The organism is Rahnella victoriana, from assembly GCF_021276285.1.
Classification (GTDB): domain Bacteria; phylum Pseudomonadota; class Gammaproteobacteria; order Enterobacterales; family Enterobacteriaceae; genus Rahnella; species Rahnella victoriana.
This window is the reverse complement of record NZ_CP089919.1, coordinates 1,426,247-1,449,021: the sequence shown is the minus strand read 5'-3', so window position 1 is coordinate 1,449,021 and position 22,775 is coordinate 1,426,247. Positions and strand designations below refer to the sequence as shown.

Genomic DNA, 22,775 nt, shown 5'->3' with positions numbered 1-22,775 from the left:
GGATGGCGCCGGCGGGGCAGTGGGTGATCCTCGTCGTTTCCTCACTGATTCTGGGCATTATTTTTCAAACCTTCCATGTGCCTGCTGCGCTTCTGCTCGGGCCGATGATTGTCGGCGTCATCATGGGCCTGCTGGGCGCCAGCGTGCGTATTCACCCGCTGTTTTTCAAAATATCGCAGGGCGTGCTGGGCTGTATGATCGCGCAAAGCCTGTCGCCCTCGATTCTCCCGCCGTTACTCAATGACTGGCCGCTGGTGCTGATGGTGCTGGTGGCGACGCTGCTCGCCAGCGGGCTTTCCGGCTGGCTGCTGGTGCGGTTCAGTCAGTTGCCCGGCCCGACCGGTGCGTGGGGATCGTCACCCGGCGGTGCCAGCGCAATGGTGGCGATGGCCGGTGATTTCGGTGCGGATGTTCGTCTGGTGGCATTTATGCAGTATCTGCGGGTGCTGTTTGTCGCCACCGCCGCCGCCTTTGTCGCCCGCATGGCGATGGGTGACAGCGCCTCGCTGGCGGCCGTTGTGGTCTGGCTCCCGCCGCTCACCTGGCGTTTCTTTGTGACGGTCTTTCTGGCGGTTGCCGGTGTCTGGCTGGGGCCGCGCCTGCGCATTCCTTCCGGCGCGTTGCTGCTTCCGGCGATTGTCGGCGCGGTGTTGCATTCCACCGGTACCGTGACCTTAGAAGTGCCGGAATGGCTGCTGGCGATGGCTTATACGCTGATTGGCTGGAGTGTCGGATTGCGCTTCACGCGGCCCATTTTCAAACTGGCTTTGCGTACGCTGCCGCAGATGATTGCCTCGATTATCGGGCTGATGCTGATTTGCGGGGGAATGGCGTGGGTGCTGACCAAACTGCTGCACGTCGATATGCTGACGGCGTATCTGGCGACCAGCCCGGGCGGGCTGGACACCGTGGCGATTATTGCGGCGGGCAGCCATGCGGATTTAGGTTTTGTGATGGCGATGCAAACGTTGCGTCTGATCACCATCCTGGCCACCGGTCCCGCTATGGCGCGCTTTATCTCACGCAGCGCTGTGCCCGCTTCTCCCCCGTCGTAAACGGCCCTGCGTATAGAGCGCATCGCTGATAAAGCACAGCAGACCTGCCCAGATAAAGCCGAAGGTGATGAGCTGGGAGGCGTTAACGGTTTCACCGTAAAACACCACGGCCAGCAGGAACATCAGGGTCGGCCCGAGATACTGGAAAAAGCCCAGTGTGGACAGTTTCAGCCGGGCAGCTGCGGCGGTGAAGAACAGCAACGGGATGGTGGTGATAATCCCGGCGGCCATCAGCAGCAGATCCAGCGACCACGGATTCGCGGACAGATTGCTGGTCGGGCTGTTGGCGATAAAGAACAGGTAAATCCCGGCGACCGGCAGCAGCCACAGGGTTTCTATCAGCATGCCGGTTTGGGAATCCACACCGATTTTTTTACGCAGCAGACCGTAAAACGCAAAGGTCAGCGACAGCCCGATGGCGATGATCGGCACCGAGCCGAAAATCCACACCTGTACCAGCACACCGGCGAACGCCAGCGCCACGGCAAACCATTGCAAACTCCGGAATCTTTCCCGCAAAAACAACATGCCGAGCACCACATTGACCAGCGGATTGATAAAGTAGCCGAGGCTGGCTTCCAGAATGTGATTATGGTTAATCGCCCAGATGAAAATCAGCCAGTTGCTGCCGACCAGCAGGGCGGTGATCAGTAACATGACGACTTTCTTCGGCTGTGCGAGCACCCGCCGGACATCGCCCCAGCTGCGGCTGACCGACAGAAGCACTAACATGAAGAAGAAAGACCAGATCACCCGGTGCGTCAGAATTTCATCCGCCGGAACCTGTTTGATGAGTTTGAAATACGCCGGTGCGATCCCCCAGATCAGATAGGCGATAAAGGCAAAAATAACACCTTGCCGGGTACGTTGTGCGTCCATGTGGGTACCTGAAAAAAGAGTAAGGAAAGAAGCGGAGTTTACCTGATATCAGCCGACCATATAGGTTGCTGTAGTGGTCGCAATATGAATACCGGTGTCGCTATGCAGATCCACGCGTGCCACGGACACTTTATTCCCGGCGCGGATCAGGCTGGCCGAGGCAATAAAATATTCGCCACGGCCCGGTCGCAGGTAATCCACGCGCAAATCAATGGTGCCCATTTTGGCTAAACGCTGGCGCATTTCCGCTTCCAGCAACGGGTGATCCGGCTTGTCGCGACGGATCAGCGAACTGGTGACACACACCAGACCGGCGGCGACATCCAGCACGGCGGCGATCACGCCCCCGTGTAAGATTTTTTGTGCGGCGTTGCCGACCAGTTTGGTCTGATTGGCAAATTTCAGCTCTGCATAATCGCAGTCGAGACGTTTGAGTTCGAGCCCGAGTTCGCGGTTAAACGGCATATCGTAAACGAAAATATTGCCGATCAGTTGCAGGGCGGCCTCGTGGCTGAGGGATGAAGCAGACATGAATAAATTCCTGACGAAAACAAGTGAGCCGTATGTTCGCCGAAAAGGTTAACGGATTGTTGATTTTAGGTGCGGGGCGACGGGATTTCTAGCCAGCAAAGGATAAATGTATTCAATACTCATGCTGGCATGATTTTGCGTGTAAAATGCCCTGCTTTGGGGTTTCCTGACGTGAGTCAGCAAAAAAATCCGGCCGGGCAGCTGGCTTATATTAAATAATGAATTGTTCACTTTAGGGCGAGGGTACGGAAGAATGCGTAAAAATTGGGCTGTCGGAGCCACCATGCTGGCGATGCCATTACTGGGCCATGCAGCAGAAGCCACCGTGCAGGAAGTGCATGATAAACCTGCGGTGCGCGGCAGTATTATTGCGAATATGTTGCAGGAACACGACAACCCGTTCACGTTGTATCCTTACGAACCGAACTACCTGATTTACACCGATACCAGCAATATCAATAAGAAAGCGATCCAGTCTTATGACTGGGCAGACAATGCGCGTCATGATGAAGTGGCATTCCAGCTCAGCCTGGCCTTCCCGCTGTGGCGTGGCATTGCGGGTGAAAACTCGGTGCTGGGCGCGTCGTATACCCAGAAATCCTTCTGGCAACTTTCCAACAGCGGACAGTCTTCACCCTTCCGTGAGACCAACTACGAGCCGCAACTGTTCCTCGCCTGGGCAACGGATTACGATTTCCTTGGCTGGACAATGCGTGAAGCCGAATACGGTGTGGCTCATCAGTCCAACGGCCGCTCAGACCCGACATCCCGCAGCTGGAACCGCGTCTACGCGCGCTTTATGGCGCAGAACGGCAACTGGCAGGTTGATCTCAAACCCTGGTATCGCATTCCGGAAAGTGACAAAAACGACGACAACCCGGACATCACCAAGTACATGGGGTATTACCGTCTGAAAATAGGCTATGCGTGGGGCGAAAGCGTGTTCAGCGTCGAAAGCCGTTACAACTGGAATACCGGTTACGGCGGCGCAACCACCGGCTGGAGCTACCCGATTTCCAAACAGGTACGCTTCTATACGCAGGTCTTCAGCGGTTACGGCGAGTCGTTGATCGACTACAATCACCGTCAGACGCGCATCGGTGTGGGCATTATGCTTAACGACATCATGTAATACCCGTCATACTTCAGGTTGCAGGTGCGTTGGCTGCAACCTGAATGATTTAGGGTATATTAGGTGTCGAAGCAGTACAGCCCCGGCGGCTTTCGGGTTTAGCCGGGTGGTTTGAACAGTTGGGGAATTGAGTGTCTACGGCGGCAGTGATAAACAAAGAAGAGCTGGCTCATCAGGTATTACGCGATACCTTCGGCTATCAGCAATTCAGACCAGGCCAGCAAACTATCATTAATACCGCCATTTCTGGCCGGGATTGTCTGGTGGTGATGCCCACAGGCGGCGGTAAATCGCTGTGCTACCAAATCCCGGCACTGGTGATGGACGGCCTGACGCTGGTCGTCTCGCCCCTTATCTCACTGATGAAAGATCAGGTCGACCAACTGATGGCGGCGGGTGTTGAAGCCGGCTGCCTGAACTCGACACAAACCCGTGAGCAACAGCTGGACGTGATGGCCGGTTGCCGCGCGGGACGCATTAAAATGCTGTATATCGCGCCGGAACGCCTGATGATGGGCGATTTCCTCGAACAGCTGCAACAGTGGAATCCGGCGATGCTGGCCGTGGATGAAGCCCACTGTATTTCCCAATGGGGCCACGATTTCCGTCCGGAATACCGCGCCCTGGGTCAGCTCAAGCTGCGTTATCCGCAACTGCCGGTGATCGCCCTGACCGCGACCGCCGATGAAGCCACCCGTAACGATATCGTCCGCCTGCTGGAACTGAACGATCCGCTGATTCAGGTCAGCAGTTTTGACCGTCCGAATATCCGTTACACGCTGGTGGAAAAATTTAAGCCGCTCGATCAGCTGATCCGCTTTGTGCAGGATCAGCGCGGCAAAAGCGGCATTATTTACTGTAACAGCCGTGCCAAAGTCGAAGACACCGCTGCCCGTCTGCAAAGCCGCGGGCTGAGTGTCGGCGCGTATCATGCCGGGCTGGATAACGACACCCGCGCCCGCGTGCAGGAAGGTTTTCAGCGTGATGACCTGCAAATTGTGGTCGCCACCGTCGCCTTCGGCATGGGCATCAACAAGCCTAACGTACGTTTTGTGGTGCACTTCGATATTCCCCGCACCATCGAATCTTATTATCAGGAGACGGGCCGGGCAGGGCGTGACGGCCTGCCTGCCGAAGCGGTACTGCTTTACGATCCGGCCGATATGGCGTGGCTGCGCCGCTGTCTGGAAGAAAAACCGGCTGGCGCTCAGCAGGATGTCGAACGCCACAAACTGAATGCGATGAATGCCTTCGCGGAGGCGCAAACCTGTCGCCGTCTGGTGTTGCTGAACTATTTCGGTGAAGGTAAACAGAACGCCTGCGGCAACTGCGACGTCTGCCTTGATCCGCCAAAACGCTACGATGGCTTACTGGATGCGCAAAAGGCGCTGTCAGTGGTTGCGCGCGTCGGCCAGCGTTTTGGCTTAGGTTACGTGGTCGAAGTCCTGCGCGGTTCGAACAATCAGCGTATCCGCGAATACGGTCACGAAAAACTGAGCGTCTACGGCATCGGCAAAGAACACAGCAACGAACACTGGACCAGCGTGGTACGCCAGCTGATCCACCTCGGGCTGATCACACAAAATATCGCCATGCACTCGGCGTTACAACTGACTGAATCAGCGCGTCCGGTCTTGCGTGGCGAAATCCCGTTACAGCTGGCGGTACCGCGTATTCAGACGCTGAAAATTAAAAGCAGTGCCAGCCAGAAAACCTATGGCGGGAATTACGATCGCAAGCTGTTTGCCAAATTGCGCAAACTGCGTAAATCGCTGGCGGATGACAATAATGTGCCGCCGTACGTGGTGTTTAACGACACCACGCTGCTGGAAATGGCCGAACACCTGCCGGTCAGCGCGAGTGATTTGCTGGATATCACCGGCGTCGGCCAGCGTAAGCTGGAGAAATTCGGGCGGCCATTTATGGCGATGATCCGTGACCATATTGATAACGGCGACGACTAAGAATTCTGTTTCCTACACATAACACAGAGAGTTAATCATGCTGATGCTATTCCTGATGGTTGCGATGATGCACATGATCGCGCTGGTGAGTCCTGGTCCGGACTTTTTCTTTGTCTCGCAAACGGCGGCCAGTCGTTCGCGTAAAGAAGCCATGATGGGCGTGATTGGTATTACCCTCGGTGTTGCTGTCTGGGCGGCGGTGGCGCTGATGGGCCTGCATCTGATCCTGCAAAAAATGGCCTGGTTGCACCAGATTATTACCGTCGGCGGCGGCCTGTATCTGTGCTGGATGGGCTGGCAGTTGCTGAAATCCGCGCGTTCTAAAAAGCAGTCTGACGAGACGGAGGCGGCAGAACCCGTCGTCGCGTTACCGGCGAGCGGGCGTACTTTCATGCGCGGCCTGCTGACCAACCTTTCCAATCCGAAAGCCGTTATCTACTTCGGCAGCGTGTTCTCGATGTTTGTCGGCGACAGCGTCAGCGGCGGCGAGCGTCTGGGCATATTCATGCTGATCGTCGTTGAAACCCTGGCATGGTTCTCATTAGTGGCACTGGTCTTCGCGCTGCCGAAAATGCGACGCGGCTATCAGCGTTTAGCGAAATGGATTGATGGCGTGGCGGGCGTGGTGTTTGCGGGCTTTGGTGTTGCGCTGATTATTAATCGTTAAGCGGAAATCGTTAAGCGAAGTAGCTGGTTAATAAAAAAGGGTTCGGTTGATGCCGGACCCTTTTTACATTCTGAGAAATCAAACCTTCCGCGCACTTGCCAGCAACACACCCACCAGCATAAACAGCGAGCCAAAGATGCGGTTCAGCAACTGCATTTGTTTCGGTGCCTTCACCCAACCGGCGATGCGGGTAGCCAGCGTGGCGTAACCGATCATCACGATGATATCGACAACCACCGTCGTGACACCCAGTACCACGTATTGTGCAGCCTGAGGTTGGTGAGCAATGATAAACTGCGGGAATAATGCGGCGAGAAACACAATGCTTTTTGGATTGGTCAGGTTCACCAGGATGGCCCGTTTGAACAGACGACGGCGCGGCATGCTGCTGGCCAGCGCGTTCAGGTCAATCGCCCCGGCAGAACGCCACTGACAAATACCGAGCCAGATCAGGTACGCGGCGCCAAACCATTTGAGAAACTCAAAGGCCAGCAGCGAGGATGAGATCAGCGCGCCAAGCCCGATACCGACCAGCACGATGTGGATGGTTAAACCGAGCTGTAACCCGGCGATGGACGCCACCGCACCGCGATAGCCGTGGCTGATGCCCGTACTCATCGTATTAATCGCGCCGGAACCGGGGGATAAACTTAAAATAGAAGTGGTGAGCAGGTAGGTTAACCACCAGTCCAGTGTCATTGCGAGACTCCCTGAATACGCCTTTTATGGAACATGAATACGTCGTTTTATGGCACAATACGCTATTGTCTATAGTTGCGCTATAGCTCACAAATAACACCTTCCTGCTCTTGTGTCTGACAACTTTGGATCAATGAATGTCTGTGAATTATGCGAAGTGGTTAACACGTGAGAAGGAGTTTTCCGCCTTTGCGACCGGACCCTTGCTGGATTTCTGGCGAACACGCGAAGAAGATGAGTTCATCGGCGTCGATGACGTGCCGATCCGCTACGTCCGCTTCTGTTCGCCCCGGCACGATAAGGTCATCGTGGTGTCACCGGGGCGTATCGAAAGCTACGTAAAATATCCCGAAGTGGCGTATGACCTGTTCCATTGCGGCTACGATGTGATGATTGTGGATCACCGGGGGCAGGGGCGTTCAGGGCGTATGCTGGATGACCCGCATTGCGGCCACGTTAAGCACTTTGACGATTATGTCGCCGATTTCGAGACCTTTTATCAGCGTGAGATTGCCCCACGTCAGTACGCGAAAAAGTTCGCGCTGGCACACTCCATGGGCGGTGCCATTCTCGCCCTGTTTCTGGCGAAAAATCCGGGGCAGTTCGATGCAGCGGCGTTACTCGCACCGATGACCGGCATTTATTTGCCGATGCCGGGCTGGGTATCCCGCCGGATCCTCAACTGGGCGGAGAATCGCCCGGTTCGTCGCGACGGTTATGCGCTGGGGACCGGACACTGGCGGCCCCTGCCGTTTGTCGTCAACCAGCTGACACACAGCCGTGAACGCTATCGCCGTAATCTGCGGTTTTATGCCGATTACCCTGAGTTGCAGGTCGGCGGTCCAACCTATCACTGGGTGCGTGAAGGGATTGAGGCGGGGATGCATATCCTGAAAGAAGCCGAAAAAATCACCACTCCTGTTCTGTTATTGCAGGCGAGCGAAGACCGTGTGGTGGATAACCGGTCCCATCTTGCTTTTTGTCAGGCCATGGCCGTGGCGGGGCACCCTTGTGAAGGGGAAAAACCGCTGGTCATCGAAGGCGCGCGCCACGAGATCCTGTTTGAACGGGACGACCTGAGGGCACAGGCGCTGGACGCTATCATGCGCTTTTTTGCGCGACAGCTTTAATCCGCGGTTCGCCGCGCACAACTCCATCAGAGGTTAGAACCTAACGCTATGTACCATGTTGTTGCTTCCGATTTAGATGGCACGCTGCTATCACCTGATCATACCCTGAGCCCGTTCGCCAAAGAGACGCTGAAATTGCTGACCCAGCGCGACGTGCATTTCGTGTTCGCCACCGGGCGTCACCATATCGATGTGGCGCAGATGCGCGACAATCTGGAAATCAGTGCGTACATGATCACCTCCAACGGTGCGCGCGTGCATAACACCGACGGCGACCTGATTTTCTCGCACAATCTGGATGAAGACATCGCCAAAGACCTGTTCGGCATCATGCACAACAACCCGGATATCCTGACCAACGTGTATCGTAATGATGACTGGTACATGAACCGTGACCGTGCCGATCAGGATGATTTCTTCCGCGAATCCGTTTTCAAATACAAACTGTATGAACCGGGCCTGCTGGAAACCGACGGCATCTGCAAAGTGTATTTCACCTGTGAAGACCACGAAAAACTGTTGCCACTGGAAGAAGCGATCAACGCGCGCTGGGGCGACCGTGTAAACGTCAGTTTCTCCCTGCCGGTCTGTCTGGAAGTGATGGCGGGCGGGGTGTCGAAAGGGCATGCGCTTGAATATGTGTCCAAACTGATGGGTTATTCGCTGAAAGACTGCATCGCCTTTGGTGATGGTCTCAATGACCTGGAAATGCTGACCATGGCCGGTAAAGGTTGTCTGATGAGCGGATCCTTGCCACGTCTGAAAGCCGCCATGCCGGATGCGGAAATCATCGGCTCCAACGCCGACGATGCCGTGCCGCATTACCTGCGTAAGATGTATTTGTCCGAAGAAAGCTAATTTGTTGAAAAAAGCAAAGCAGGGGGAACTCTGCTTTGGTTCTATAGGTATAAGTTAAAATGGAGTACCTGGCGATGGGGTCATGCCTGCGTTTTTAAATTAATAAAAATCGACATTTGTCTGCACACGCATCTTTACCAGTGCGGGCAGGGGATTTTCATATTTTTGAATAGATAAATTACATAACGTAGGGACGAGTTTCTCTGAGTATTCGCAAGTACTGTCAGCTTTGATGTTTGTCGAAAAACTGGAAATATTTATTAATTCATAATCTAGCGGTTTTTCAGTAGGTTGTGTATATCTAACAATGTTTCTGGAAGCGATCATATTAGATATGTAAAATTCTGTTTTGATTAAATTGAAGCCCTCATCATAAAAGTGTGTTGAGATTTTTTGGTCAAGAAAAATAACGCTTTTCAATAATCCATTTGGATAAGTTGTATAGGTGATCATATGACCATTGTCATTACTTGAAACTATATTACAATGTTCATCTAGCTGAAGTAGATAAGGTAAGCCATTTTTAGTGCCTTTAAGATGTCTTCCATCACGTGTGAGAGAAATAGTCATATTTGCATCTCTGTTGTTTAACTCAATGCTGTTAATGCATCTATCTTTATTTGCTGATATTTTAATTCTATAGGTCTCTTCACCATTTTCGTTATGACCCACAGAATATAGATCTTTAATATTTCCTTTAACAGGATTGAAATCAAATAGTGTTGATAAATTGTAAATAACAGGGATGTAAAATTCTTCTGCTTTTACGATTCCAGGGGAAAGTAAAAGGCTGGCTGTTGCGAAATATATTCTAAATTTCATAATGCATATCCTTTTAAATATGGTCCATGCGTTTCTCAGCAGCAGTCTAGCTGCGTTGATGTAAATTGAACCGATAAATGAACCAGATGGCTATTCCACAAATCACTCCAAAATATATCCCTTGCCTGGCATAGAAAACACCATCAGATGAAAAGAGTTCAGTATTTTTAAATACTAACCACATACCTACAGGGAATGTGATCCCAAAAAACACAGAGCAATACATAATGTTAAAAATCAAAAAAGTAAAAGGCCGTTTCATTTATCACCTGTCTTATTTACATTGTTTTGCGTCGCACTACCTGCCCATTCAAGGAAACCTGCACCAGCCCCACCACCAAAAATCCCCGGAATAGGGCTCATGTCACCACCTTTATACAAAAAGCCAGGACCAAAAGAACTCTCAGTATATTTTATTGCATTGCTACTGGCGGGCATGCCAAAGTAATCTTTAATCAATTTTGCTTCCAACTGATTAGTAATCAATGTCCCTCCAGCAAAACCAATTCCTGTACCCGCCGCTGCACCCATCATGGCTGCCTTTGAATCCTGCCCTGAAAGCTGACTGGTAAAATACGCGTTACCAACATTAATCATTAAATTTGAATTCAGTGATTTACCAACCCCTGCAGCGCCAGTAATTCCCGATGTGACAAAGCTCAGATAATCAAATTTATCACCGGTATTACCATTCAAAATTTGAACCCCGCCATTAGCTCCATAGCTCAACCCAGCACCGATAAATTTATTCCCAAAAGTTGCAGAGGACGTAAATAAAGATCCCCCGCCAACAACTATACCCCAGAAGTTTTCAGGTTCACCTATGAAGGCCAGCCCTTTATTACCCATGTTGGTGTTGCCATTCAGATAATTCAAATCATAACTATTATTATCCAGAACATAGATTTTGACATCATCATTATCTAATGATCCGTATAGCCAGTCAGGACGCTCACCTGCGGCAAGGCCACCCTCAATATTCCACTTAGTCTGACCAGCGAGTGCCGTTAATGGATCTTCTGCGACCTGTATCTGCATATCCGCTCGATTCTCTTTGTTTAACACATCATATTTAAGGATGGTGTCTGAACAATCACGACCAGAAGCCCTGCACTCTGTCATTTCTTTATCGAACGCACGCGCCTGATCAAAACTCAGATAATTATTCTCAACCGCATTCTTCCCACCCTGCGCACCGGCAATAATACCCGCCGTATCATCACCTGCAATTCCACCTGCCAGCCCCGCGGCCAGCGTACTCAGCGCCACGATTTTCTGCTTCTGCGTTTCATCCAGATCTTCGCGTTTTACGCCCGGATAAAGCACCTGGGCGATTAGCTCACCGGTGGCTGCGCCTGCGGCACCCGCTGCGGCGTCACGTCCCTGAAGCTCTGTGATAACACCGCCGACAATGGCGTGGGCGATGGCATTGGCGGCAACGTTATCTTCGCCGACCTGTTTCTTGATTTGCTCCGCCAGATAAGGTGCCGCGCCGCCTGCCAGTGCCACAGCCATATCACCACCCGCCAGCCCCTGAAGCGCCATGGTTGCCGCGCTGATACCTTGCTGGATGTCACTGCCGGTGCCGTACTGTTTCTGGGTGTCTTTGTACTCTTTTGTCTCCAGCAGGTCTTTGCCGCTCAGCTCAGGATGCGCGGCTTTCGAGGCTTCCAGCCCTTTAATCTCGCCAGCCGTACGTGCAATATCCATTGCCTGACTGCCCACGTCCCCCAGCGCCTGCGCGATTTCCAGCCGCTTCTGCTCTTTCTCTTTATCAAAGATAGGGCTGATGCTGCCGTTGGCATGTTCGGTGTCACGGCTCAAATCAGCCACGTCCTGCTGCTGGTTTTCGGTATCGCGGATGGTGATGGTGCCTGCGGAAATCGCCGCTTTGGTGGTGCCGGAAGCCTCACCTTCACCGCCTGCACCGACCAGTACGCCGTTTGCCATATTGCCGATAAAGTTCTCTGCAATACTGCCGCCGGTGCTGATACCTGCGCCCTGATGCTCGGTGCTGTATTCCGCTTTATTGCCGATGTCGCTGAAGCCGAACGTGCCGGTGTCGAGGCTGTTTTTATCCGCCGACCCTGTGCTGGCAATTACCGCGCCATCGAGCTGGGTATGCCCGCCCACCGTGATATCAAAGCCGCCGTCACCGGCATAAATACCGGACTGTTCGATCACCGAGTTGTAGTCGCTGTTCATTGCGGTGATCCGGCTTGCTGAGTGAGCGGGAAAATATCCCGGCGCAGGCAACCGGGATATGCGTTTGTGAAAGTCATTTATCAGGATCGGTTGGGGGTTTTTTATGGGCGTTGTAAATATCTATTCGATTAAAGATAAAAGTTCCTACTGAAATAAAAATACCAGCAACCACACTCATTTTGACAACTTTTATCGTGCCAGACACAGATAGATAAAAATCTCCTGTATAAATTATGGCAGTTATAATTCGGGTGGAGATACCTAATATAAAAAAGGCTACAGTCATGTATATAAACATGAGAATAAATATAAAAAGTGTCATTTTCTTCTTCACTATTTATTATCCTTATTGTTTATTAATTCTTTAACTGTATCATTGGATATTTCAAAGACAGATGCTGAACCAATATCTCCTATTACCCCAGAAAAAGATCCTGCATATGGCGCAAGCAGATCAGGCGCATACTTCCCAAATCCCCCGCCGAACACAGAACCCGCAATGGCTCCACCCTGACCAGTTAAGCTCGGTCCATCCGTCATAAATGCACCACCCATATTAATAAGCGTGTTGCCACCGATTTTATAACCCGGAGCAAGATAACCCGCGCCCGCAGCAACCGCTGCACTGTAATAACTGAACTCACTGCCCGGTGCCATATTCATATACTGGAATGCAGAGTTAGCACCGCCACCAATCACCGCCCCGGTAATGCCTTTTCCTATGGCTATTGTCGGACCAAGGTAAAAAGCACCGGCCATAAATACGCCATCCTGATAACCTTCGACTATCGCTTTGGTGATATTCGCTCCTTCCGGCAAATCTCCTTTCGCTATTTTATCCAGCCCGGCCTGTATCTGTTCGGGCGAGAGATTATTATCTACCGCAAACTGATTCCACGAGCCTGCTGTATCAATATAATCCATCATCCCTGAGGGCAGATTAAAGTGATTGTATTCCGTCGCATTCTTACCACCCTGCGCTCCGGCAATAACGCCCGCGGTATCATCACCCGAAAGTCCACCTGCCAGACCCGCAGCCAGCGTACTCAACGCCACGATTTTCTGCTTTTCGTTCTCCGTCAGGTCTTCGCGTTTCACGCCCGGATAAAGTGCCTGTGCGATTAGCTCACCCGTGGCCGCGCCTGCGGCACCCGCAGCGGCGTCACGTCCCTGTAGCTCTGCGATAACACCGCCGACAATCGCGTGCGCGATGGCATTGGCGGCAACGTTATCTTCGCCGACCTGTTTCTTGATTTGCTCCGCCAGATACGGTGCCGCGCCGCCTGCCAGTGCCGCAGCCATATCACCGCCCGCCAGCCCCTGAAGCGCCATAGTGGCTGCGCTGATACCTTGCTGGATGTCACTGCCGGTGCCGTACTGTTTCTGGGGGTCTTTGTACTCTTTAGTCTCCAGCAGGTCTTTACCGCTCAGTTCCGGATGCGCGGCTTTCGCGGCTTCCAGCCCTTTAATCTCGCCCGCCGTCCGTGCAATATCTGCCGCCTGGCTGCCCACATCGCCCAGCGCCTGGGCGATTTTCAGCCGCTTCTGCTCTTTCTCCTTTAAAAGCCGGGATCGGTGACTTAATGAGATTATTTATCAGGATCGGTTGGAGGCTTTTTTCGGGCGTTGTATTCGTCTATTTTAGCAAATATCCATGACCCTAACCCTGCCGCAAAACCCGCTACCCCGCTCATTTTGGCTAAATATATAAATCCTGTAATGCTGAAATCAAATCCTTTCATATTAATCAGCATTACAACAACATCAATCACAAGGCCCAAAAAAAAGAAGCATAGCCAACAATAAGCTATGGTTAGAACGAGAATAAAAAATGATGGTTTCTTCTTCATTAGTTATTCCTTCTCCATACTATCTTTCATTTTTTTATTGAAATACTCGAAAGTAAATGCACCACCAATATCCCCAATAAAACCAGAAGCATTACCCGCATAAGGCGCCAGCAAGTCAGGCGCATACTTCCCAAAACCGCCACCGAACACAGAACCCGCAATAGCGCCGCTCTGGGCTGATAAACTTGGTCCATCCGTCATAAACGCGCCCCCCATATTAATAAGCGTGTTGCCACCGATTTTATAACCCGGAGTAAGATAGCCCGCTCCTGCCGCAACCGCTGCACTGTAATAACTGAACTCACTGCCCGGTGCCATATTCATATACTGGAATGCAGAGTTAGCACCGCCACCAATCACCGCCCCGGTAATGCCTTTTCCTATGGCTATTGTCGGACCAAGGTAAAAAGCACCGGCCATAAATACGCCATCCTGATAACCTTCGACTATCGCTTTGGTGATATTCGCTCCTTCCGGCAAATCTCCTTTCGCTATTTTATCCAGCCCGGCCTGTATCTGTTCGGGCGAGAGATTATTATCTACCGCAAACTGATTCCACGAGCCTGCTGTATCAATATAATCCATCATCCCTGAGGGCAGATTAAAGTGATTGTATTCCGTCGCATTCTTCCCACCCTGCGCACCGGCAATAATACCCGCCGTATCATCACCTGCAAGTCCGCCCGCCAGCCCCGAAACTAACGTACTCAGCGCCACGATTTTCTGCTTCTGCGTTTCATCCAGATCTTCGCGTTTTACGCCCGGATATAGCACCTGGGCGATTAGCTCACCGGTGGCTGCGCCTGCCGCGCCTGCTGCGGCGTCACGTCCCTGTAGCTCTGCGATCACACCGCCGACAATGGCGTGGGCGATGGCATTGGCGGCAACGTTATCTTCGCCGACCTGTTTCTTGATTTGCTCTGCCAGATACGGTGCCGCACCGCCTGCCAGTGCCGCTGCCATATCACCGCCCGCCAGCCCCTGAAGCGCCATCGTTGCCGCGCTGATACCTTGCTGGATGTCGCTGCCGGTGCCGTACTGTTTCTGGGTGTCTTTGTAGCTGCCGGTCTCTTTCAGCGCCGCAGTGTAGGCATCCCATTGCTCTTTTGTTCCTTCTTTGCCCGGCGGGGTTATGCCTTTTTCTGCCAGCTCCGTCTTGCCTGCACTTATCGCTTTAATCTCGCCAGCCGTCCGTGCAATATCCATTGCCTGACTGCCCACGTCCCCCAGCGCCTGAGCGATTTCCAGCCGCTTCTGCTCTTTCTCTTTATCAAAGATAGGGCTGATGCTGCCGTTGGCATGTTCGGTGTCACGGCTCAAATCAGCCACGTCCTGCTGCTGGTTTTCGGTATCGCGGATGGTGATGGTGCCTTCACTGATGGCCGCTTTGGTGGTGCCTGATGCCTCACCTTCACCGCCTGCGCCCACCAGTACGCCATTCGCCATATTGCCGATAAAGTTCTCTGCAATACTCCCGCCGGTACTGATACCTGCGCCCTGATGCTCGGTGCTGTATTCCGCTTTATTGCCGATGTCGCTGAAGCCGAACGTGCCGGTGTCGAGGCTGTTTTTATCCGCCGACCCTGTGCTGGCAATTACCGCGCCATCGAGCTGGGTATGCCCGCCTACCGTGATATCAAAGCCGCCGTCACCGGCATAAATACCCGACTGCTCAGTGACCGAGTTGTAGTCGCTGTTCATGCCGTCGTGACTGGCACTGATGCTGCCGGAGCCGGTCATGGTGCCGAAGGAGAAGCTGGCCCCGCCGCTGATGCTCTTCTGGCTGCTGTCGTAATAGTCGCTGTCCTGCAGGCTGCTGATGGTCAGGTCGCCGCCGATATCCGCCACCACGCTGTTGCTGCTGATTTGCGCACCGGCAATCGTTGTGTCGTCGCCGCTGTTGATGCTGATACGGTTGCCCGAATCGATTGTGGTTTCGTTATGCTGCGTGCCGTTGCCCGACTCGCTGCCTCTGGAGGCGTTACCGCTGGCGGAGATGTTAATCCCGGCACCGTCCTTGCCCATGCCGATGCCCATTCCTATCGCGCCGCCGCTGCTGCTGTTTTCTCCGTTCAGCCACTGCGTGTTCTGTGAGGAAATCAGGTTGATGTCGTCTGCGGCGTTCAGCGCCACGTCCAGCCCGGCTTTAATCTGGCTGCCGATGACCGTGATATCGCCGCCCGTGGCGGTAATCGACAGGTTATCGCCCGCCGTCAGCGTGCTGCCCGTGGCCGTGTTTTGTCCGCTGTGGCTCTCGGATTTGGATGACTGTGTCCCCAGCGAGGCGCTGATGCCGAAGGCGGTGGAAGCATCGCCGGTGGTGGCCTGTGCCAGTTCCATCGCCTGACCGGTCGATACGCCGTTCATCACACCCTGAGCGATTTTCAGCGTGGCGAGCCGGTCGTCACTTTCGTCACTCACCGACTGTGCCGTCGTCACCGCGCTGTTTACCGCACTGCCTGCCGCGCCCGATAACGCTATCGTCAGCCCGCTCTGTGTCTGTTCGAACGATTCATCGTGGGTGCGCGCATCGCGGCCCGGTTCAATCAGCACGCTGTCGCCGGTGATGCGTAAATCTTTTCCGGCGATAATATCCGCACCGCCGATATGCGCCTGACCGCCTGCGTTAATGCTGACGTTGCCGCCCGTCGAGCCGACGGTGCTGAAGCTTTCGCTCTGGGTGGTGCCTTCATCGTTCATTTCATAACGTGATTTACTGGTGCCGATGGTGACGCCAATGCCGCCGCCGCTGAACATGCCGCTCTTTTTCTTCTCTTCGAGACGGTAGGTTGAATCGGTGTTGGTCGCCGCCACGATGTCGATATTGTTGCCCGCATTCAGGCTGACATTGCCGTCGCCCACCACCGCAGAGCCTTTCACCCGCAGATCATTTCCGGCGACGAGAGTCACGTTATCGCCGCTGAGCAGCGTGCCTGCCTCGCGGGTTGCACTGTCTTCCTCCACCGTGTGCGTGGTGGTTTTTTTCATGAACCCTTTTTTGGTTTTGGTTTCTTCTTTGAAGTGGTAATCGCTCTCTGTCGCGGTGTCGAGATTGATATCACGGCCTGCGCCGATGCCGATATCGCCGCTGGCAATCACCTGCGCCGCTGCGCTGTTAACGTCGCGTCCGGCGACAATCGTGGTGTTGCCGGAGCTGATGATTTCGGTGCTTTGCTGGCGTACCGATTCATTGATTTCGACTTTTTTCTTCGCTTTGTAGCTGTTGCCGTCGGTGATTTCTTCCGCCATCAGATTCACATCGCGACCAGCCTGCATCGCCACATCGCCTTCTGCGGCCAGCCCTGCGGCATGGCTGTTGATGTCCTGCCCGGCGACCAGTGTCAGATCGTTACCGCTGGTGATCGTCGTGGTTGCGACATCCGTGCTGTGGGTTTCACTTTTGCCCTGGCTGGCACTCTGACTGGTTTCTATGGCATTCAGGTTCAGATCATTCCCTGCCAGCATCAGGAGGTTTTCGCCTGCGGCGACGTCTGCCCCGACGATGTTGATATCCTTGTCTGCGACCAGACTCATACCATCCTGAGAAGTGATACTCGCTACCGGATTGACAAAGGTGTCCGCAAAGCTGTCAGACTCTCCCCGGGCACCTGAACCTCTCGCCATCAGTTGTTCGGTCTGTGTGATGTTGTTAATGCTGCCGCCCACGCTTTCGAGCTGGACGGTTTTGCCACTGATAGTGGAGCCGATGTTATTGATATCGCCCAGGGCGCTAAGCTGCAGACCACCGCCTGCCTGCATCAGACCGGCATTCAGGTTGCTGATGCTGTTCTGGCTGTCGAGGATCAGGTTGTTGCTGGCATTGATGCTGCTGCCGCTATTGGTGATGTTGCCGCCCGTAAGCTGAACGTTGTTGCCGGAAATCACACTGCCGTTATTCACCGTTACGTCTTTGGGTGACAGGTACACTTTCGGCACCATCACCGTCTGACCGTTGATGGTGGCCGATTCCCACCACAAAATACTGCTGTCGAGCGCGGCGATTTGTTCCGCCGTCAGCGCCACGCCGAACGCTAATCCAAGCGACTGCTGCGCACCTGCTGCGTTGTCCATCAGGTACTGCATCTGTTCCAGATCGGAACCCAGGCCGTTGATGTAACGGTTACCGGTCTGGTTGAGCATCACGTTGCTGACGTAGCGCGTGTCGAATGCCGCATCCCCAAGGAAGCGGTAATCGTATTCCGGGTGCAGGTTGAGTCTGTCGAGGAAGTACGCCGAACCGAGGAATTGATTCTGGTCGGTGTACGCGCTGTTGGTTTCACGCGGTGCACTCCCCGGCTGCATTCCGGTCAGAGAATACAGTTCGCCAAACAGGCTTTGATCCAACTGGCCCAGACCATCAAGTTTCGGGTTAGTGGTGATCAGATACGGGCTGTTCGCGTCGGTTGCAGGCACGAAATAGCCGTTATTCCCCGACGGCAGCGGATACAAGCTGCCACCACCGGTGATGTTCGCCACTGCATCGGTGAGGCTGTCGTACCACTGCGGCGAAGTGATATCCGCGCTATCTGTGTTGGCGAGATCTTGCTGCTGAGCGCCATCAGGCTGGCTAAGCGTGTCGAGGGTCGGAACCGTGAGGGTGTTGCTGGTGCTCCCGGCATTTGCCGTGGTCGTGGTGTTACTGATGTCGCGGGTGAAATTGGCAATGACATTCCCCCCCGCCTGAATGACGGAACGGTAGAGTGTCGAGTCATTGTTTTCAGTTCTGTTTTCACCGTTTGCAACAAAATGAAGAGAGCCTCCTCTGAAATCCACGGAAGGATCTAAAAAATCCGTTTCTGCATAGCTTGTTGGAGTGAAAATTTCATAAGTCTGATAGCGGGTGCGACTACCTGAAATATATGACTCATTTCTCAGCGTTGTTCCGGATAAGTTAATATTTCCATTCGCCAGCACAATACTGGCAATATTCTCCAGAGAATCGGCTGCTAATAGCATATTGCGGCCGGATGAAATCCGTCCGGCTGCACCTTTGCTATCCACGGTGACGGAATAACGTGAAACTGCAAATTCTCTGTCAGGCGTATTGATGTAAGGCGCGGCCACAGCGTAGTCGTGGCAGGTTGGTGAAGCACCATGCCCGGGGCTACCGCCTCCGGAGCACGACTCTCCATAAATATACCCATAGTCGCTCTCTGTAAGCATATCCAGAGGAATATAGGCTTCAGTTGTTGTCAGCCAATCATACTGCTGAGTAAGATCCTCTTCGCCAGAGCTTGTCACTTCCAGTTTTTCCCGCTCATTCAGTAAATGCCCGGTTTTCACCGTAATATCGCCATTTACCGTCTCGATATTCCCGGAAGTATTCACCACCTCGGCGTTGGCATGGCCCGCCATATCACGCTGCATCCACAGGCTGTCACCGGCCAGAATATCGCCGTGGTTATTGCGGATGCTGTTGGCCAGCAGATACATATTGTTGCCTGCATAGAGCAGGGCGGTATTGAGAATGCTGCTGGCGGCATTCAGGGTCAGTGAGCCTGCGGTGCCGACAAAACCGTCCACCGTAATATTGCCACGGCTGTTCAGTGTCACGTCGCCACCGGCCTGTAAGGTGCCGGAGGCGTTCATCGCCATACTGTCAGCGGAAAGGGTGCTGGCGCCGCTGCCGGTGGTGATTTGCCCGTAATTGGTGAATGCTCCTCCGGCCGTCAGATTCACCGCCTGACCTTGCATCACGCTCTGATTCGTTATCGCGCCATTGCTGGTGATATCCAGCACGTTACCTGCCGCCAGCACATTTTTAGCGGTGAAGGCATCGGTGAGTTTCAGGGTCAAATTACCCAGCGCGACCACCTGACCAAGCTGATCAAAAACGCCGCTGGTCAGCAGAAGATTGCCGCCGCTGTAAAGTTTGCCAGTGGTTCGGTGTTCAATCTGGTCAGCATGAATCGTCAGATTCGAGGTGCCAAACAGGGTTCCCGCGTTATCAAGGGAATTGGCATTCAGCAGCAGGGACGTGGCCTGTAGCCAGTTATTGTTGGTCAGCTTCACCGAGTTAAGCGTGAGTTCGCCGCCGGAAAGTATTCTGCCGTCGTTGCGGGCGGATGCTGAGGCATCAATCTTTGTCGTCCCGCCACCCTGAATCAAACCGTCATTCTCAAGCGTTGCCATGGCGAGGTTCAGGGTGTTCTGACTCAGCACGCTACCCGTCGCGCGGTTGGTCAGATTGCCGCTCAGGGTGAGGTCAGCGTTCGCCTGAATACGCCCGCTGTTGCCGACAGCATGGCTTGTCAGCGCAATATCGGCCCCCTGAATTTGCCCGGCATTATTGACGGTCTCCGCGCTCAGCTCCAGAGTTCCGCCCGTTAACAGCGTTTTGTCCTGCTGCTGGGTAAATGCGCCGGTCAGTGCCACAACCAGCCCGTTGACGCCGCTGATGTCGCCATTGTTATTCAGCGACGCGCCGTGAATCACCAGATTACTGGCGAGCCACTGGCCGTCGTTGGTCAGGTTTAGCGCCTGCAACGCCGCGTTGCCATTGGCGATAATTTTGCTGCCGGCAGCGGAGGTCAGGTCACCGGTCAGTTTTAGCGTCAGCGCATCGGCGCTCTGCAATGTGCCCCGGTTCACCAGCTGGTGCGCATCCAGCACAATGTTCTGTCCCTGCCAGATGCCGTTATTGGTGATGTTTTCGCTGCGGATCGCTAACGCGCCGCCACTCAATAACTGCCCGTCATTAAAGAGTTCCTGTCCGGCAAACTGCAACAATTGCAGGCCAATCGCCGTTCCCGAGTTAGTGGCAGATAACAGGTTCATCAGCAGATTATTGCCCTGCAACGCGCCACGGTTATCCAGCATATCGCCCGTCAGGGTGAGGTCTGTATTGCTCAGCAGCGAGCCACGGTTCGTGATGCTTTGCGCGGTCAGGGTGGTGTTGCCCTCGCTTAAAATGTCGCCGCTGTTATCCAGTGTACGGGCGAGCGAGACATCCACATCGCCGGTTCCCAGCAGGGAACCGCTGTGCATCCAGTCGCGGGCAGAGATAACAACATGTTGCCCCTGCAACGTACCTGCCGTATTGAGTAAACCCGCATTCAGGGTCAGATCGCCTGCGGTCAGCGTGCGGCTGGTGTTACCCGTGCGCAATTCCTCCGCCGTCAGAGTCAGCGCAGAGGTTCCTTGCCACAGGCCCTCGTTACTGAGGGTTTTTGACGTCAGAGACAGGTTATCCCCCATGATCTGCCCGGTGTTGAGAAGGGCGTTTGCGCTGACGTCCAGAGACCCCTGACTTAAAAACAAGCCTTCACTCAGGTTATTAAATTGTCCGCTGTTGACTGTCAGGTTCGCCGCTGTGGTTACGCCGCCATGAACCAGACTTTGTGCCGTAAGCGTCAGGGCGTCCTGTGCCGCCTGCGTCCCGTAAAGCGTGGCATCCGTCGCTGTCAGCGTCAGTGACCCATCGGACTGAAGCCGGGCATCGCGCTGGCTGGTCAGACTCTCTGCCTGCACGGCAAGGTCACCATGAGCAATAACGTCGCCACCCAGATTTGCCTCATGGGTTTTCAGGGAAACATCGCCCAGACTGGTCGACAGTGACCCTTTCGTCGCGGTCAGTGAGCGTCCGCTTATCGCCAGTGATTTTTTGCCGGACAACGTTCCGCTCTGCCGGGTATCTTCCGCAGACACGACCAGCGCCTCATCTGAGAGGATTTCTCCTCCCGCTGCGTTGCTCAGGGTTTTTGTGGCGGTGATCGAAGTGGTGCTTTTGGCGGCGATTTTACCGCTGTTGGACAGGGAACCGCTGCTGATGGCAGCGCTGTGACCGGCTATCAGCTGGCCCTGATTGGTCGCGGTTCCTGTGACGCGCGCGGAGATATCACGGGCCGTATTGACGCTGCTTCGGCTGTCCTGCGTGAAATCCTGCGCGGTGAGACTGAGGTTGTTTCCGGTGGTTAAACGGGTGTTATTGATGGTCAGTTTGCCCTCGCTGTTCAGGACAATATTGTTATCGCTGGCAAAGGTCCCGTTGCTGAGAGTCATGTCGTGCCCGCTGACAGTCATATTGCCACTGGCTTTATGTTCCCCGCTCAGCGTCACGCTTTCCCCTTTGGCATTCAGACTGCCACGGGCAAGGCTGTTTTTTACCGTGAGTTTGCCGTTAGCCTCCAGAGTGATATCGCCCTGACGGGCATCCAGGTTGCCGAGGTTGACGCCCACGCCTTTATCACTGGACACCAGATGAATACGATTGGCGTACATGCCGCCGAGCGCACCGGTATCCACCGCCACGACCGGTGCCGCGCCTTCACCTTTTATCGCGGTCACACGGCCCTTTTTATCCACACGGTTAGCGCCCGCGATAACGTTCAGCGCATTAGCATGAATTTCAGCGTTCACTTCGGTCGCTCGCGAAATGATTGACAGCGCATCCGCCTGACTGGCATTCAGCCCCTGGCCTTCAATGGTGATGGCCCCTTTTTTCACTTCAAGGGATTGCATGTTGCCACTGGCATCGAATACCGGTTTACCGGTGGTGAGCGTGACATTCGGCGTGTTGATAAATCCGCAGCCGTTACAGGTAATGCCGTAAGGGTTGGCGACCATCACGTTTGCCGCTTTTCCGGCCACTTCGGTGTAGCCGTTCAGTTGTGAGCGGTTCGCGCCCGTCACTTCATTAATAATGCCGCGCGCTTCATGGCCTGCTTTCAGATTCGTGTTGTTCTGAATCAGCCCGCCTAACTGTGTCTGGTTTAGCTGGCCGGTGGCATTGTTGAGGATCAGCCCCTCTTTGCCGACGTTGTAATTCTGAAACTGGTTATGGGAAATTCCCGCCCCGTTAGGGGTGGCGATATTCACCACCGGCACACCGTTTCCGGCTTTATCGATGCCGGTGGCAGCATTCGCCGGGGTCGGTGCGGCAAACGCCGGGAAAACCGGTTGTCCTGCCAGCAAGCCGCAGATCAGGTAACTCAACAGGTTTTGCGCAAAACACGTTGGTTTTTGATGATTATCCATAATCGTT

The 22,775-nt window shown here is 53.9% G+C and carries 15 protein-coding genes; 6 read left to right on the top strand and 9 right to left on the bottom strand.

The features are described from left to right. Positions 1-2: 2 nt before the first annotated feature. On the top strand, positions 3-1,055 hold the full coding sequence (locus J9880_RS06675; protein WP_408637231.1) for an AbrB family transcriptional regulator: 1,053 nt from the start codon (positions 3-5) through the stop codon (positions 1,053-1,055). Here J9880_RS06675 and rarD read toward each other — a convergent pair. Together rarD and J9880_RS06665 are read right to left on the bottom strand one after the other, a co-directional pair. After that, positions 1,020-1,934 carry an EamA family transporter RarD gene (gene rarD / locus J9880_RS06670; RefSeq protein ID WP_232770243.1) on the bottom strand — a complete coding sequence of 305 codons (915 nt, stop codon included), beginning with the start codon at positions 1,932-1,934 and terminating at the stop codon, positions 1,020-1,022. The genes J9880_RS06675 and rarD overlap by 36 nt on opposite strands. A gap of 48 nt (positions 1,935-1,982) precedes the next feature. Continuing rightward, the gene (locus J9880_RS06665; protein WP_095924206.1) at positions 1,983-2,465 is read right to left on the bottom strand and encodes a thioesterase family protein; all 483 of its coding nucleotides are present in this window, start codon (positions 2,463-2,465) and stop codon (positions 1,983-1,985) included. A 253-nt stretch (positions 2,466-2,718) separates the two neighbouring features. On the opposite strand from J9880_RS06665, the gene pldA reads away from it, so the two are divergent. The 3 genes from pldA (at position 2,719) to rhtC (ending at position 6,228) form a co-directional block, all read left to right on the top strand. Further along, complete coding sequence (gene pldA, locus J9880_RS06660) at positions 2,719-3,597, top strand: phospholipase A (protein ID WP_095924207.1); 879 nt, start codon at positions 2,719-2,721, stop codon at positions 3,595-3,597. A 131-nt stretch (positions 3,598-3,728) separates the two neighbouring features. Then, a complete protein-coding gene (recQ, locus tag J9880_RS06655; RefSeq protein WP_095924208.1) occupies positions 3,729-5,561 on the top strand; it encodes an ATP-dependent DNA helicase RecQ in 1,833 nt (610 codons plus the stop codon). A 37-nt stretch (positions 5,562-5,598) separates the two neighbouring features. Next, the gene (rhtC, locus tag J9880_RS06650; protein ID WP_232770242.1) at positions 5,599-6,228 is read left to right on the top strand and encodes a threonine export protein RhtC; all 630 of its coding nucleotides are present in this window, start codon (positions 5,599-5,601) and stop codon (positions 6,226-6,228) included. Positions 6,229-6,306: 78 nt separating this feature from the next. Here rhtC and rhtB read toward each other — a convergent pair whose 3' ends face one another. Beyond that, positions 6,307-6,927 carry a homoserine/homoserine lactone efflux protein gene (gene rhtB, locus J9880_RS06645; RefSeq protein ID WP_095924210.1) on the bottom strand — a complete coding sequence of 207 codons (621 nt, stop codon included), beginning with the start codon at positions 6,925-6,927 and terminating at the stop codon, positions 6,307-6,309. Positions 6,928-7,064: 137 nt separating this feature from the next. Between rhtB and pldB the strand changes: the two genes are divergently transcribed. Then, entirely contained in the window at positions 7,065-8,057 is a 993-nt protein-coding gene (gene pldB, locus J9880_RS06640) for a lysophospholipase L2 (RefSeq protein WP_119822773.1), read from the top strand. A gap of 48 nt (positions 8,058-8,105) precedes the next feature. Beyond that, positions 8,106-8,915, top strand: coding sequence for a sugar/pyridoxal phosphate phosphatase YigL (gene yigL / locus J9880_RS06635; RefSeq protein WP_095924212.1), 810 nt, complete (start codon positions 8,106-8,108; stop codon positions 8,913-8,915). Between the two features lie 99 nt (positions 8,916-9,014). On the opposite strand, the gene J9880_RS06630 is transcribed toward yigL, so the two are convergent. The 6 genes from J9880_RS06630 to J9880_RS06605 all read right to left on the bottom strand — a co-directional run bounded on the left by J9880_RS06630 (position 9,015) and on the right by J9880_RS06605 (position 22,768). Beyond that, on the bottom strand, positions 9,015-9,737 hold the full coding sequence (locus tag J9880_RS06630) for a YnfC family lipoprotein (RefSeq protein ID WP_232770241.1): 723 nt from the start codon (positions 9,735-9,737) through the stop codon (positions 9,015-9,017). A gap of 258 nt (positions 9,738-9,995) precedes the next feature. Next, complete coding sequence (locus J9880_RS25075; RefSeq protein WP_269812096.1) at positions 9,996-11,942, bottom strand: VENN motif pre-toxin domain-containing protein; 1,947 nt, start codon at positions 11,940-11,942, stop codon at positions 9,996-9,998. A gap of 73 nt (positions 11,943-12,015) precedes the next feature. Further along, on the bottom strand, positions 12,016-12,276 hold the full coding sequence (locus tag J9880_RS06620) for a hypothetical protein (protein ID WP_232770240.1): 261 nt from the start codon (positions 12,274-12,276) through the stop codon (positions 12,016-12,018). Beyond that, complete coding sequence (locus J9880_RS06615; RefSeq protein WP_232770239.1) at positions 12,276-13,454, bottom strand: VENN motif pre-toxin domain-containing protein; 1,179 nt, start codon at positions 13,452-13,454, stop codon at positions 12,276-12,278. The genes J9880_RS06620 and J9880_RS06615 overlap by 1 nt, the downstream gene beginning before the upstream one ends. A 77-nt stretch (positions 13,455-13,531) precedes the next feature. After that, positions 13,532-13,792, bottom strand: a complete 261-nt coding sequence (locus J9880_RS06610; protein ID WP_232770238.1) for a hypothetical protein — start codon at positions 13,790-13,792, stop codon at positions 13,532-13,534. Positions 13,793-13,795: 3 nt separating this feature from the next. After that, a complete protein-coding gene (locus J9880_RS06605) occupies positions 13,796-22,768 on the bottom strand; it encodes a hemagglutinin repeat-containing protein (protein ID WP_232770237.1) in 8,973 nt (2,990 codons plus the stop codon). Positions 22,769-22,775: the final 7 nt, after the last annotated feature.

Bases quoted from the DNA above. Each gene is read 5' to 3' on its own strand.
- J9880_RS06610 (WP_232770238.1), bottom strand. From the start codon at position 13,792: ATGAAGAAGAAACCATCATTTTTTATTCTCGTTCTAACCATAGCTTAT.
- rhtB (WP_095924210.1), bottom strand. From the start codon at position 6,927: ATGACACTGGACTGGTGGTTAACCTACCTGCTCACCACTTCTATTTTA.
- J9880_RS06665 (WP_095924206.1), bottom strand. From the start codon at position 2,465: ATGTCTGCTTCATCCCTCAGCCACGAGGCCGCCCTGCAACTGATCGGC.
- yigL (WP_095924212.1), top strand. From the start codon at position 8,106: ATGTACCATGTTGTTGCTTCCGATTTAGATGGCACGCTGCTATCACCT.
- pldA (WP_095924207.1), top strand. From the start codon at position 2,719: ATGCGTAAAAATTGGGCTGTCGGAGCCACCATGCTGGCGATGCCATTA.
- pldB (WP_119822773.1), top strand. From the start codon at position 7,065: ATGTCTGTGAATTATGCGAAGTGGTTAACACGTGAGAAGGAGTTTTCC.
- J9880_RS25075 (WP_269812096.1), bottom strand. From the start codon at position 11,942: ATGAACAGCGACTACAACTCGGTGATCGAACAGTCCGGTATTTATGCC.
- rarD (WP_232770243.1), bottom strand. From the start codon at position 1,934: ATGGACGCACAACGTACCCGGCAAGGTGTTATTTTTGCCTTTATCGCC.
- rhtC (WP_232770242.1), top strand. From the start codon at position 5,599: ATGCTGATGCTATTCCTGATGGTTGCGATGATGCACATGATCGCGCTG.
- J9880_RS06675 (WP_408637231.1), top strand. From the start codon at position 3: ATGGCGCCGGCGGGGCAGTGGGTGATCCTCGTCGTTTCCTCACTGATT.
- J9880_RS06630 (WP_232770241.1), bottom strand. From the start codon at position 9,737: ATGAAATTTAGAATATATTTCGCAACAGCCAGCCTTTTACTTTCCCCT.
- J9880_RS06605 (WP_232770237.1), bottom strand. From the start codon at position 22,768: ATGGATAATCATCAAAAACCAACGTGTTTTGCGCAAAACCTGTTGAGT.